A 13,741-nucleotide genomic window follows, 5' to 3' on the forward strand; every position below is an offset into this window, starting at 1 on the left:
ATGGCGATGAACGCCACGTAGGAGCCGATCATGTACACCTCGCCGTGGGCGAAGTTGATCATTCCAATGATGCCGTAAACCATCGTATAGCCGATGGCGATCAGGGCATACGTGCTGCCAACAGTCAGTCCGTTAACTAACTGTTGCAAAATATGAGCGAAATCTGACATCTACTTCTCCCGGAAGACAGTACTTGCCTGAGAGTGCCAATTCATGGACACGATTGGTCGTCTTCTTAAAAAGCCATTCCGATAGCGATGGCTTCCGAAACCCAGCTCTTAATTGGCTATGGTTCTTGGCTTTCCATAGTGCCACTCATAAACCACGAATTTGAAGTTTTCTAAGTCGCCTTTGGAATCGAAGCTTAAGTCTCCGATTGGCGTCTTAAAGATGCCGGCATGGATTGCTTCAGCTACTTCGGCAGGTTCCTCGCTCTTGGCAGCAATAATACCGCCAGCAATGACTTCGACTGCGGAGTAAGAAGGAAATATAAATGCACCACTTGCGTCGATGTTCTTGGCCTGAAAGGCTTCAACAAGTTGCTTATTGGCGGGATCCTGGTCGAAAGACTTTGGTAGGGTTACCAGCAAACCTTCGGAAGCTTCCTTAGCTATCTGTGAGATAGAATCGTTACCAGCACCTTCTGGCCCCATGAATTTAGCCTTCAAGCCTTTTTCTGAGGCTTGACGTAGGATCAGACCCAGCTCTGGGTGGTAACCGCCGTAATAGACAAAGTCGACGTTGGCTTGCTTGAGCTTGGAGATCATGGAAGAGAAGTCTTTGTCGCCGGCGTTGATACCTTCGAACACGGCAACCTTGACGCCTTTATTTTCCAGGGTTTTCTTCACGGCGGTGGCGATGCCTTCACCGTATTGCTGTTTGTCGTGTAGAACAGCAACGATGTTCGGTTTTACGCGCTCGACAATGTAGTTACCAGCGGCAGGGCCTTGGGCGCTGTCCAAACCAATGGTGCGGAACACCATTTTATACCCGCGGTTGGTGATACTGGGGCTAGTGGCTGAAGAAGTAATCATTAACACTCCTTCGTCCTCATAAATATCTGAAGCCGGTTGAGTGGAGCTTGAGCATACGTGTCCGACTACGTATTTCACGCCGTCGTTAACAATCTTGTTCGCAACCGCGACCGCTTGTTTTGGATCACAGGCATCGTCGTACTCAACGGCTTCGAGGCTCTTACCGTTGACGCCGCCCTTGGCATTGATCTGTTCGACGGCCATTTTTGCACCGCTGAACTGCATGTCACCATATTGGGCTACAGAACCGGTTTTGGGTCCTGCAATACCAATTTTTATAGTGTCGGCCGCATAAGAGGTTCCTGCGGACAAAAATAGAAGTGTACCTATTAATTTATTGCGCAACATGTTCTGCACGTGAATTGTCTCCATCTTCCTAATTCTAAATTTGTTAGCACTCAATTGTGAGCGCTAAAACATGGCATCAGAAAGTAGTCTATTATTTTAACCAGATTATGTAATAACTCTAGAGAATTATGCTTAATCCTGGGCGGGCTCGTGCGACACAAGCATCATATAACGGCTGAAGCGGCTATTGATAGCTCAACCAGTCTGCCAGTAGCGGATCAATTTGTGGGCGAGCTAAAATATGAAAGGCGTTTTAGGGGCTTACTGCAACATGCAGTGATTGCTAATTTTACATCCTGATAGCTACTATGTAACACAGAGCTTGCAAGATTAGCTGAAAGAGCAAGGTCCACGACCGCTAAATTTTGCATGCACCTTGTATTGGGTTTGTTGCTCCGAGTATGGCGATACGGCCTACCGGAAGGGTAGACCGAGGTTTTAAATTCGAACTTGAGTGTATTAACGAACCTTCTAAAAAAAACATTACAAATCAAAACTGCCGGCGACATTTCAACCTCATTGTTTTATGCTTGTAAGATGGCAGCTAGCAACTATAAAATTAATTAAGCGCCAACCCAGCACTTCTCAGAGCACCTTAGTTGGTTATTACCAGCCAGATTCAATACATATCTAAGCACCTAATCTCGAGTCCGAATCACGCGCACTCAAACAAAATAAAAAACAACTACTTTGGGTCTTTCAATTTTCCAGATGGCAATGATCGACTCGAAAGCAGGCTTGTGGCAATTCATGACTGAAGAATTCAAGAGATGCTCATCTCAGAATTACTAGTCTTTGAACATCACTGCTGGATTAGCCCTGCCGATAGGTCTACTACTGCCTCTATCTCCACCACTGCACCGAGTGGAAGCCAGACTACGCCAACAGCAGTACGCGCCGGAAAGGGTTTTGTAAAAAGCTCATCCATAATTTTATTAACAAGCGCCCAATCATCTCGAGACACCAAGTAAACCGTCAATTTAGTGATTGTATTTAAAGATGCGCCAGCCTCCTTACAAATACCCTCGAGATTGGAGAATGTCTGACGAATCTGTGCTTCAACACCCGTCACAAGCTCCAGACTATTAGGATCAAGACCAATTTGTCCAGAGGTATACAGGGTCAAGGTATTGTTGTTTATTACTCCTTGGGAGTAGCTCCCAAGAGCAGATGGGGCAGCATCAGTTGCAATTACGTTTTTAAGGGTTTTGCTGACCGATTTCATAGAGCGCGCCTCAATATAGATTTATCGATTGTCACCAAGCAGGGTAGCTACTCATAAAATAGCCTTCAGATACCCTCCAGACAATTGGCCTCTGCATATAGTAGATATTGGCACAGACGATATCTGCTATGACTACACAGTGTGACTAATCAGCATCTAGGCAAACGCACTGCTGGCGGCGGCTCCGAGAGCGCGACTATATTTTTTCCGGGTCTGTTTGGGGGGTATGGCATTGAGGATTTAAGACCAACGTTGCGACTGTGTCTGAGTCACGAAATCGGGAAAATGGCTACATTGCGTGGCCATTTGGTAACCATGCATCGCGATTCCTGCGTCTGAAAACCGCGTGGTCGCTTGGTGAGACATTTGATGCGTTATGGATACCTACTCTTTAGCGAACAATTCAACTATCGATGCTCGTAGCCATTGAACACCTTGATCCTCATGACTTCGTTCATGCCAGTGAACACGAATATCGAATGTTGGTAATGTGAGTGGTGCTGGAACAATATGGTACGCTGCTGGTTGATGAAAAGCAGATACGGCAACCTCAGGAACTGTCAATAAATAATTACTTTTCGCAAGAACCGCTTCAGCTGCCAAATAATGAGGAATTGTTAAGCCGACTCTTCGTTGCACCCCTTTCGCTCTCAGCACCTCCTCTACCAGAGCGTGCCCGCTGCTAGTGGAGTCAATCACAAGATGTTCCGCAGAAGAAAAGGTTGCCAAATCGAGTTCCATCTTTGCCAGGTGATGATTTTTCCTCATGACCGTCACGTATTGCTCTTTTCGCAACGTCCGTGCATGAACACGTCCTTTGATCATGGGTAATGAACCGATTGCCGCGTCAATCTCTCCAGCACTAAGCCCCTTCTCGACTTCATCCCATGGAAAATTACGCACCCACAAATTAACATGAGGCGCTGCCTTGTTAAGGAAAGAGTTCAGCTCTGACAAAAATACCAGCTGGCCGATATCGGACATGTGAATTTTGAAAATTCGATCCGTTTTTGCAGGGAGGAATCCCAGGGGCTGGGCGAGTGCCAACTTCATTTCCTGGAGTAGTGGTTGAATCTTCAACCGCAAAGCGACTGCGACCTCCGTGGGAGTGACTCCATAGCGAGCTCTGACGAAGAGAGGATCGCCAACAACCGCTCTCCATCGCTGGACCATTTGCGATACGGAAGACTGGCTAATTCCAAGATATAAAGCAACTTGGCTCAAATTGCGAGATTCGCAGATAAGACAGAACGCATGCAGTTCTCGGAGCGTTAGGTTTTCGACCATTTCAATATTTGATATGGACATCTACAGTCTCCGGGGCTGGGCTCTGGACTTGCATTATCGATCAAATCAACACTCTAAGGAAGAGAAATTTAAGGAGGTTCACGTGCGCACGTTCGAGACGTGCGTAACTATCATGCCAAGCGAAGCATCTTCATGACGACTAATGCGTATACCTTCTCTTAATCGCTAACTTTGTTGGACCAGGCATATGTACTAACGAGGGTAAATAGGGATAAAAAAATGGGGCTTCCACAGGATCGCTGCAGCAAAACCCCAAAACCTTCTTAAATAAGACCAGTGGGCCACTTGACGCACGACTTTGTAAATCGTGCCCAGAAAGCCTACAGCGTGAAAATTTAAAACATTGAGGCTGCAGAACCGCCACCAGAAAAATGCAAAACTCAGATCATCACTCTTGCATTACCACATACTCGAACACTGGAACCTACCTCGTCAGTTAAATAAACCTGTATTCGAGAGCGCGCCCCCATGTCTTCACCTTGAATTATAGTAATGAAGCCTCTGTGATCCCAGTTTATATCACGAAGGTATCCCGCTAGTGCCGCCGCTGCGGAACCGGTAGCGGGATCTTCAAAAACACCACCAATTGCGAAAGCATTTCTAGTGTGAAAAATCTGAGGAGATTCGACATAAACCAAACTTAAAGTGGCAAAATTATTAGTTCGCATGAAGCTAGCCCCCTGTTCAATATCGTAATTCATTGAACTAAGGACTGAGCGATCCGACACAGCAATAATTAAATGATCATTTCCGCCATGAGCCAGGGAAGGAGGAAGCTCGTAATTAAGCTCATTTTTTGTGAGCGAAAAGAGAGCGAGAGCCTCGTCAAACACCTCATTTGAAATTTTTGCGCTGTGAGTTTGGGGTGAGTCTAATGCAGCGCTGAGATTCTGCCCATCGGAGAAGCCCTCTACTACTATCTGTGCCTTATTTAGCTTTAGCGGATAAACTGCATTACCAAAACGGGTGGCCAGGATGGCCCCTAGCGCAATGGTAGCATGACCACAGAAATCAACTTCAAACGCAGGCGAAAAGAACCGAACACGCCAAAATTCGCCCTCCTTCGCTGCAAAAACGGTTTCCGAATAACCCACGTCAGATGCTACTTTCTGCATGATATCTGCCGTTGGAATAGTGTCGCATATGACAACTCCAGCAGGATTGCCACCGGAGTTCCCTTCTGAAAATGCAGCAATACGTTCCACAAACATGGCTTATCACCTATCAGGAGTCAGATACTAGCGCTTAAGGCAGAATAGCTTTTGAAAGATTTATTTCTGTTAGCATTTAACTTGCTCCGACCACGTATGTTTTAAACCACATTATTAGACAAAGGGGTTTTTACGTATCTGTCGAAGTCAACAAAACCAGTGGCTGAGAACTTTCTCTGGACTCAAGAAGAGCATGAGCCTTAGCGGCCTCAGAGAGCGGGAAAGTAATCGCAGGCTCAGGTCGCAGCCAGCCCTCCACGAACGCTTCAAAAAGAGCCGCACTCAGAGTTTCCAGATCGACTCTCTTTGAAACATAGTGAAAAAGAACCGGCCTAAACAAAGTTGCGGACTTTGCGGCTAGCGCGGCCACATCAAACGGCGGGATAGCTCCCGATGACTGACCAAAGTTAACAAGACTACCGCATGGTGCTAGCACTTCAAGGGAACCTTCAAATGTATCTTTTCCGACACTATCAAAAACTATATCGACCCCGTACCCATCTGTAATTTTTTTTACAACCTCAACAAAGTTTTCGTCTCGATAAAGTATGACATGCTTACAACTGAGATCATTTAATTGTTTTGCCTTTGTGCTTGAACCAACAGTGGCAATAACCTGAGCACCAAGTCTAAGTAATGCCTGAACTAGTAACTTTCCGACTCCTCCTGCCGCAGCGTGGACAAGTACCCAAGCCCCCGGTGTGACGGGCATCAATTTACGGAGAAGCATCTGGACAGTTAAGCCCTTGACGTATGCGGCGGCGGCTAATGCCCCATCTATCGAATGAGGTAAGTGAATGGCGATGCAAGCTGGAATTAAGCGGGCGCTCGCATAAGCACCATAAGCAGAAGTCATGTAGATGATGCGATCACCCACTTTGAAATTTGATACGTTTTTCCCGACCTGTTCGACGTAACCTACGCCCTCAACTCCTGGAATGCCAGGTAAAGACAGAGTTGTATACGCTCCAGAGCGAACATATACATCATGGAAATTTACACCCGCATGCGTCTGCCTTATTTTTAATTCGCCAGGCCCTGGATCACCAACAACTACTGACTCGAGCTGCAGTACTGCCGGCCCTCCGTAAGAGTGAATCACTATTGCCTTATCCATGAAATTGGTCTCGCAACAAGTAGAAAGCTAATACGGAGTCTTTGCCTATAGCGCAGGTTCGGAAATTGTCTGATATGCATGACCGAATGGCTTCTGCAAAATCATCCCAGACTGCTTACGACTAGCTCCGCTGCGTTACTGCTTAGCATACGAGGAGTAGTGACCCTAGACTTACGTGCCTGCTTCTATTAGATATTACAGCAGTGAATATCTGCGCAGGTATCGCAGGCTTTTAGGTCCTGACGATGGCTGTGGCGCCTGGAACTATGAGATATTTTCACCGACAGGGTGACAATTTGTATCTTTATTGTCGTGTTGGATGCGTGATATGTTTATGTTAGTGCGTTATTGAGGCTAGATCGCGCTGGCGTGTTCGTCTTACCTAGGTTGTGGTAACGCGACCATTCCGTGGGTCTCAGCTTTGCATTGAACGCATAGAAAGAAACTCGTCTATTAACACGTCTTTGAAAGTATTGAAACTGGAAACAATTAAATGACTTATGATGTTTGGTGGCTGGCTTTACTATCAATGTTCATTGTCTCAGGAATACCGGGACCTAATATGCTTCACATCATGACGTGCAGTATACGCTTTGGTGTACGACGCAGCACTACTGCAATGCTTGGATGTGCACTATCATTAGTGACCCTTCTTGCTGTATCGGCGGCAGGACTTGGTGCCGTTCTTAATGCTTCGCCACAAGCATTTGAGGTTATTCGATATATCGGCGTGCTCTACCTGATTTTCCTAGGAGTGAAGGCTTGGCGAGGAAAAAATGCCCCATTTCCATTAAGCGACGTGACCAAAATAGAATCATGCTCCACAGGGAGGATGTTTCGTGGAGGTCTGTGGGTAGGCCTTAACAACCCAAAATTGATATTATTCGCAACCGCGTTTTTTCCGCAGTTCGTTAATCCTTCCTCATCGAAGTTACCTCAATTTATAATTTTGATAGTCACGTTTGTTGTGTGCGAATTTTCCTGGTATATAGTGTATGGAGTAGGAGGACAGAAACTTGCGAGCTTCATCACCAGACCTATAGCCCAACGAGCATTCAATCGTCTAATTGGAAGCATATTCATTCTGTTTGGCCTGTTATTAATTCGAACAGCCCCACTATAGCCACCACTGTCAGGCTCGCGCAAAGCCGCAGTCAATTCAGTCAGACTACAAGCTAAAACTCCTAAACATAATTTTTCTTTTTTGGCTTCATTTGAATATGAACAACATAAAAATCCGCGAAGCATCTTTTCCACAGGATAAGAAAAACTTGGTCGCGCTAGTCAATGAGTATTTCGCGTGGCTTGAGCTTCCCGCCTCTCATCGTGGCTTTGAAGGCGAAATGTCCAAGATAGAAATCCATTATACTCTGCCTTCTGGTTTTTTTTTGATTGCAGAAGTTGATGGCGTATTGGTCGGGTGCGTTGGCTTGCTAGCTCATGACATTCAAGTCGCTGAGATTAAGCGGCTATACGTCCGCCCCTCACATCGTGGGCACGCCTTAGGTGAAATGCTGATGAATGCTATCATTCATAAAGCTCAACAGTTTGGCTTTCTAAAGCTAATTTTGGGGGCTATCCCCAAAACCACGATGGCTCAGGCGTTGTATGCACGGCTAGGCTTCAGTGAAGCATCTGCATTTTATGAAGACCCAGTTGAGGGAACAAAGTTCTTTCAGATGGCGCTTGTTTTACACCATCAAGGCTGCCTAACAATAGAATGCAACGTTGACGGGAATGAAGCATGTGTTTGCGTAAGTGCTATAGTCCATACAAAAGAAGCTGGCAATCCCCTCCCTTGATGCTTGTCACACCTTCGCCCCCTGTTCATCCTCGCAGCCCTGGGTTGAACGGGAGCTTAGCTTTCTGTAACCTATCTTTAAGTCCGAATGAGAATGGAAAAAACCTATGATCTCTTCCGATTACTTCGATGTTCATCCGGACGTGGCTTCTGCCTTAGCTGAAGGCCGACCAGTCGTAGCACTGGAGTCATCGATCATTTCGCATGGCTCTCCTTGGCCGAAGAATGGTGAGACGGCACTTGAGCTTGAATCAGAAGTCCGCCGACATGGGGCTATCCCCGCGATTTGCGCAATTATCGACGGCCGTATCAAGGTGGGTCTGACGGACAACGAAGTTGAGCGTCTCGGTATCAGTGGAAATACGACGACTAAGGTAAGTCGACGTGACATTCCGATACTTATTGCCACAGGAGGTACAGGCACAACGACGATTTCCGCAACGATGATCATTGCGGATCTGGCTGGGATACGGGTGTTCTCTGCAGGAGGTCTCGGCGGTGTTCATCGAGGGGCCCCAGAAAGTTTTGACGTATCGGCTGATCTCCAAGAGCTCGCCCGCACGCCGGTGGCGCTGGTTTGTGCAGGTATCAAGTCAATCCTCGATGTCCGACTGACAATGGAGTATCTAGAGACTTACGGCATTCCGGTGATTGGTTATTGCACCGATAGCCTTCCAGGTTTCTACAGTCGTGAAAGCGATTTTGGAGTTGATGTACGCCTTGATACCTCTCATCAGATAGCCCGCGTTATGAAGTCTAATTGGGACCTTGGTCTGCGAAACGGCATTGTTGTTGCCAACCCTATCCCCGTTCCATTCTCCTTGCCAAGAGAAATCATTGACTGCGCAATTGAAAAAGCGCTTACGCAAGCGTACGCGGAGGGTATATCTGGTAAAGCTGTTACCCCCTATCTTGTATCACGTCTCAGCGAACTCACGGATGGGACAAGTGCAGCCAGCGTACAGCTAGGCCTCAATAACGCCAGGCTCGCGGCATCTATTGCTACTGAATATATGGCTATCTCATAGAGAAGTTAACTGAGTAAGCCGCGGCCATTATTAGTTAAAGGTGATTGCACGCGGCCTGACCAGCACAGACAAATAGTCCGTGCGGTACATCCAATTGATTGGGCTTCCAGATCTCGTACTCATATACAACTCGTCGGAATCGTAATGAGGCCCCGAGCTATCGTTTTCTACCCCATCGGTTAAATCACGCTCGAAAGCTGCAACCAACGCTGCCTAGCACGCCAAAGTCAGCGAGAACTGTGTCCCCAGCTTCAATTTCAAGAGGTATCATACAAGTACCGGTAGTGACATACTGACCAGCAGCCAAAGTTATCCCATACGTCGACAATTCATTAACCAACCATGTCAGAGCGATACGTGGATCCCCAAGAACATTTCCTCCTATACCATCGCGCACGTATCGTCTCGAGACACCATCGACCGTCGCCTGTACTTGATGAGCTGCAAGGTCTATTTGCCGCCAAGACGCAGACACACGAGGACCCAGAACAAATTCATGTGCACATGCATTGTCCGCAATATGTTGCATTTCACCGGCGCTTGTATACTCGGCGAAACGAGTATTGGGGATCTCAATACCCAAATATAGATCTTCGACACTCGCCATCACCTCCTGGATGGAATACAAATCAAGTCGAGGGACGATTGTACGACCCATGGCAAATACAAACTCAACTTCCGCAACAGCCATTCGATTACCTTTCAGAGAGATTGTTGCGTCTTCATTGTGAATCCGCTCAGCCAGTAAGCGACCAGCCAATGGACCGCTAACATTAATGTGCCGTTGCCCCGCAAGACTTGTCGCAGCTATCTTCCAACCAGCTAGAGGTTGCATACTGCGATATTCAAGCGTGGCCTGGATCGCGTAAGCCTCTGACCTTGTACCCGGTTTATCATCATCTGACAAACCTTCTATCACTGTGCCAGTCTGCCAAGCATCCCAAAGCACATCGGCACCTCGTTGAGCATCAAATTTCATGGCATTGATCTCTAAGTGAAGGGGTAATGCGCAAATTACAATACCCCGCTTACAAATTTTAAGTAATTGAGGCGGCAATAATTAGAAGGCCTTACTCCTCCAGGGCTTAATGCTACGCCTCAATCATTTTACGTAAGTAGAGGCAGTTTGATCGCCTGCCAGGGTTTCACATATCAATTGCTATACCTCAATTACCCCCCTGAGATAAGTTGAGGCAGCGCCTATCAGAAGGACTCGCTCTCCCAAAACCTCACAAGTTAACTGCCCTTTGCGTTTGCCACCTTGCTGGGCTGTGAGTACCTTCTTTCCTAAACGCTTAGCCCAATACGGTGCCAACCAGGCATGTGCAGCACCAGTGGTTATGTCCTCGTTCACGCCGACTTTCGGTCCGAACCAGCGGGAGACAAAGTCGAACTCCGTACCTTTGGTTGTGACACTCACACCGAAAGACGTAGCGTCCTTCAGCAACGCAAAGTCAGGGGTGATACGCGCTACCTCGGCTTCGCTTTCCACCACCACGATGAAGTCGCGTGCCTCCAACACCTCTGCATTTTCAATTCCCAGTGCCTCTAGAAGCCCCGGTGGCGGCTCACGAAGGACTGGCTCTGTGGCCGGAAAGTCCATCGCAAGGAGATCTCCTCGACGATTAACTCTTAGTTCCCCACCGCGAGTACTGAAGTTCAACGTTTCCACTTCAATGTTCAGCTCATTGAATAACACCCATGATGCAGCTAATGTTGCATGCCCACATAAATCAACTTCGACTTCGGGAGTAAACCACCGCAGTTGATAGCGATCACCGGACCCTACAAAGTAAGCAGTTTCAGCGACATTATTTTCAGCCGCAATAGCTAGAAGCTTTTCATCCGGTAGCCATTCATCCAGCGGGCAAACTGCAGCAGGATTACCTCCTAAAGTCGTGCTGGAAAAAGCATCAACTTGAAATAATTTCAACTTCATATTTTATTCTCCTCAGAACAAGTTAGTGACCATCTGCTAGTTCATATCGATCGCAGCATACCGCCGTCGCAGGCAATCGCCTGCCCACATATATAACCGGCCTGTTCCGACGCCAAAAATGCTGCCACAGCACCGAACTCTTCAGGTCGCCCCATACGATTTGCGGGTACTTGCTGCGCAATAATGGCCTCGTCGATACCCAACTCCGCCATACGTTCAGTCAAAGTAAAGCCAGGCAAAATCGCGTTTATAGTGATGCCATCTGCGGCAATTTCTCGGCTAAGTGCATTGACCAGACCGTGAACTGCTGGCCGAACCGCGTTAGACAAAATGAGGCCCGGGTGAGGTTCACGTGCTGCTACAGACGTAATAATCAGAATCCTCCCCCACTTACGTTCGCGCATGCCAGGTAGAACGGCCCTAATTAACCCCACAGCACTGAGAAACATGCTATCAAAGGCCGCGATCCACGCCTCATCATCAACTGCTTCAAAGGTGCCGACGGGAGGCCCTCCGGTATTGACAACAAGCACGTCTATGCCTCCCATTGCCAGTATGACTTCTTGTGCGAGGACTTCGCCGGACGCTTTGGGCGTCAGGTCTCGCACAAAGGCACGTGCGCCCAATTCCTGAGCAGCCTCATTCGTACGAGTTGCATCTCTTGCACAAATCGCGATCTCGGCGCCCTCATCTCTCAGCGCACCAGCAACTGCGAGTCCGAGGCCTCGTGAGCCCCCGGTAATAAGCGCCCGTTTTCCATTCAATCCGAAATTCATTTTTTTTCCTCTCAGTGTTTTACACAGTTAACGCTTGAACCTCGATCTCTACCCGAGCACCATCGTAAAGCGCAGCTTGTACGCAGGAGCGCGCAGGTAAAGCCCCTTTAAAAAACTGGCCATATACTTCGTTAAAAGCTGCAGAATCGGATAAGTCGGAGAGCCAAATGCTGGTGCGAACAACATCGGACGCCTTCAGTCCATAATCTTTAAGCATCTGCTCTATCTGTCCGAGCACATTGCGAGTTTGCTCACGAATATCACCTTTGATGACTTTTCCCTGCGTATCCAGTGCGACAACGCCCGACAGAAAAAGAAAGCCTCCCGCTCGGACTGCCGCAGACAAAGGAACTGGTAGATGGAAAGGACGACGTTCAATGTTCATTTTTGATATTCCAAATAAAAATGTGAGTTAATAGCGTCAGTTCTGCTAGGCAAAACGAAATCAATTTGCATCTCAATCAATCTCGAAAATACCGTCAATCTCGATCAATGCATTGAACGGTAACGAAGCGACGCCAATACAAGTGCGAGCGTGTCGGCCTACTTCACCAAAAATTTCTTGCATCAACATCGAGCAACCATCCATTGCCTGGGCGTGCAACTGGCAATCGGGTGTTGCGTTAACATATCCGGTAAGGCGCACGCAACGTTTCACGCGGTTCAGCGTGCCACCGCAAGCATGTCGAACATGGGATAAAATATTAAGGCCGCAGAGGCGTGCAGCCTCTTTCGCATACTCAAGCGTCGCGCCATCACCTAATTTCCCCTCACGCTGAAGCTCTCCATTGAAAGTATTAATCTGCCCCGAAATGTAAAGTTTACCTTCCGAAAGCACTGTCGGCACATAGCAGAAATATGCTTTCGGTGGCTCTGGCAGCTCGATACCGAGTTCAGAAAGTCGTTTGTCGTAGTCGAGTCTTTTCATAAATTTCAACTGGCATCAAATAATGAGTAATTGCGCCGAGGCCAAAGCATCAAAGATCTGGACAATGAGTTGTCCTCTTATGCTTGGCGACCGCATTTAGCGCCACCTTTTGTATCTTTACATTATGAGCGCGTGCTTAACGGCTCACCGCCGATTGTCATTATTCCCATACAGTCTACGACCTATTAAGACACTGATCACAACAACGACAAAATGCATAAACATATAGATTTTAATAGCAATATCTCATATCGCTAACTACCGACCGCACTAGCGAACAAACCAAAAAGCTACATCAAACTGCAAGTACGTGGAAATTCGGAGCAAACCGAGTATTGGAAGATAATTACCATGCAAACCATAAGTCTAGCTTTTGATCCGTCGATTTCAATCTCAATCTAGCAGACAAATAAACCGTGCCGCACTTTAAAATATTGGCACGATTTTTCTCCGTAACCATTACCCTGCTGGGTAAGAAGTCACTCGAGCGGTTTAACCGCCAAGATAAGCCTCACTAACCTTAGGATCATTTAGGAGAGCTTCACCACTACCCTGCATAACTATTCTTCCATTTTCCAGAACGTACGCACGGTCAGCGATCTTCAGCGCCTGGTTAGCATTTTGTTCCACTAGAAACACCGTGACGCCATTACTGCGCAGCTGCTCGATGATTTCGAAAATTTGCTGGATGATAATTGGCGCCAACCCCAGTGACGGTTCGTCGAGCAGCAACAGTTTGGGCTTGCTCATCAGCGCACGACCGATGGCTAGCATTTGCTGCTCGCCACCGGACATGGTGCCACTGCGTTGACTGAAGCGCTCCTTGAGCCTTGGAAACAGCTCCAATACTGTTTCCAATTGTTCTTGGTAGTCGCCCTTGTCGGTGAAAAATCCTCCCATGGCAAGATTCTCCTCCACAGTCAGGCGCGAAAACACTCGACGACCTTCCGGCACCACGGCAATGCTCTTGCGCATGATCTGTGAGGATTCCTGACCGACCAGTTCTTCACCCATATAGCGAATGCG

15 protein-coding genes are annotated in these 13,741 nt (G+C 47.5%); 3 read left to right on the top strand and 12 right to left on the bottom strand.

Going from position 1 to position 13,741, the window contains the following annotated elements:
• From NPS56_RS30460 to NPS56_RS30485, 6 genes are all read right to left on the bottom strand, one after another.
• Nucleotides 1–170 (bottom strand): ABC transporter permease subunit (locus NPS56_RS30460; RefSeq protein ID WP_425313656.1); only part of this gene is annotated, 170 nt, incomplete at its 3' end.
• 108 nt (nt 171–278) lie between these two features.
• Entirely contained in the window at nt 279–1,382 is a 1,104-nt protein-coding gene (locus NPS56_RS30465; protein ID WP_274078100.1) for a branched-chain amino acid ABC transporter substrate-binding protein, read from the bottom strand.
• A gap of 802 nt (nt 1,383–2,184) precedes the next feature.
• A complete protein-coding gene (locus NPS56_RS30470) occupies nt 2,185–2,607 on the bottom strand; it encodes a Rid family detoxifying hydrolase (protein ID WP_274078088.1) in 423 nt (140 codons plus the stop codon).
• Between the two features lie 384 nt (nt 2,608–2,991).
• Nucleotides 2,992–3,915, bottom strand: coding sequence for a LysR family transcriptional regulator (locus NPS56_RS30475; protein WP_274078089.1), 924 nt, complete (start codon nt 3,913–3,915; stop codon nt 2,992–2,994).
• A gap of 380 nt (nt 3,916–4,295) precedes the next feature.
• Entirely contained in the window at nt 4,296–5,126 is an 831-nt protein-coding gene (locus NPS56_RS30480; RefSeq protein WP_274078090.1) for a PhzF family phenazine biosynthesis protein, read from the bottom strand.
• 130 nt (nt 5,127–5,256) lie between these two features.
• A complete protein-coding gene (locus NPS56_RS30485; protein ID WP_274078091.1) occupies nt 5,257–6,243 on the bottom strand; it encodes a quinone oxidoreductase family protein in 987 nt (328 codons plus the stop codon).
• Nucleotides 6,244–6,772: 529 nt separating this feature from the next.
• Here NPS56_RS30485 and NPS56_RS30490 point away from each other — a divergent pair.
• The 3 genes from NPS56_RS30490 (at nt 6,773) to NPS56_RS30500 (ending at nt 9,072) form a co-directional block, all read left to right on the top strand.
• Entirely contained in the window at nt 6,773–7,366 is a 594-nt protein-coding gene (locus tag NPS56_RS30490) for a LysE family translocator (RefSeq protein WP_274078101.1), read from the top strand.
• A 97-nt stretch (nt 7,367–7,463) separates the two neighbouring features.
• Nucleotides 7,464–8,045, top strand: a complete 582-nt coding sequence (locus NPS56_RS30495; protein WP_274078092.1) for a GNAT family N-acetyltransferase — start codon at nt 7,464–7,466, stop codon at nt 8,043–8,045.
• 106 nt (nt 8,046–8,151) lie between these two features.
• Complete coding sequence (locus NPS56_RS30500; RefSeq protein WP_274078093.1) at nt 8,152–9,072, top strand: pseudouridine-5'-phosphate glycosidase; 921 nt, start codon at nt 8,152–8,154, stop codon at nt 9,070–9,072.
• 184 nt (nt 9,073–9,256) lie between these two features.
• Here NPS56_RS30500 and NPS56_RS30505 read toward each other — a convergent pair whose 3' ends face one another.
• The 6 genes from NPS56_RS30505 to NPS56_RS30530 form a co-directional block, all read right to left on the bottom strand.
• Nucleotides 9,257–10,051 (bottom strand): 2-keto-4-pentenoate hydratase, encoded by a 795-nt coding sequence (locus tag NPS56_RS30505; protein ID WP_274078094.1) that lies wholly within the window; start codon nt 10,049–10,051, stop codon nt 9,257–9,259.
• A 180-nt stretch (nt 10,052–10,231) separates the two neighbouring features.
• On the bottom strand, nt 10,232–11,011 hold the full coding sequence (locus NPS56_RS30510; RefSeq protein WP_274078095.1) for a PhzF family phenazine biosynthesis protein: 780 nt from the start codon (nt 11,009–11,011) through the stop codon (nt 10,232–10,234).
• A 41-nt stretch (nt 11,012–11,052) separates the two neighbouring features.
• Nucleotides 11,053–11,787 carry an SDR family oxidoreductase gene (locus NPS56_RS30515; RefSeq protein ID WP_274078096.1) on the bottom strand — a complete coding sequence of 245 codons (735 nt, stop codon included), beginning with the start codon at nt 11,785–11,787 and terminating at the stop codon, nt 11,053–11,055.
• 19 nt (nt 11,788–11,806) lie between these two features.
• The gene (locus NPS56_RS30520) at nt 11,807–12,172 is read right to left on the bottom strand and encodes a RidA family protein (RefSeq protein ID WP_274078097.1); all 366 of its coding nucleotides are present in this window, start codon (nt 12,170–12,172) and stop codon (nt 11,807–11,809) included.
• Nucleotides 12,173–12,244: 72 nt separating this feature from the next.
• Nucleotides 12,245–12,715 carry a RidA family protein gene (locus NPS56_RS30525; RefSeq protein ID WP_274078098.1) on the bottom strand — a complete coding sequence of 157 codons (471 nt, stop codon included), beginning with the start codon at nt 12,713–12,715 and terminating at the stop codon, nt 12,245–12,247.
• Between the two features lie 492 nt (nt 12,716–13,207).
• On the bottom strand, nt 13,208–13,741 hold a 534-nt coding region (locus tag NPS56_RS30530), incomplete at its 5' end, for an ABC transporter ATP-binding protein (RefSeq protein ID WP_274078099.1).

Source organism: Pseudomonas putida (genome assembly GCF_028682635.1).
GTDB classification, from domain to species: Bacteria; Pseudomonadota; Gammaproteobacteria; order Pseudomonadales; family Pseudomonadaceae; genus Aquipseudomonas; species Aquipseudomonas putida_AE.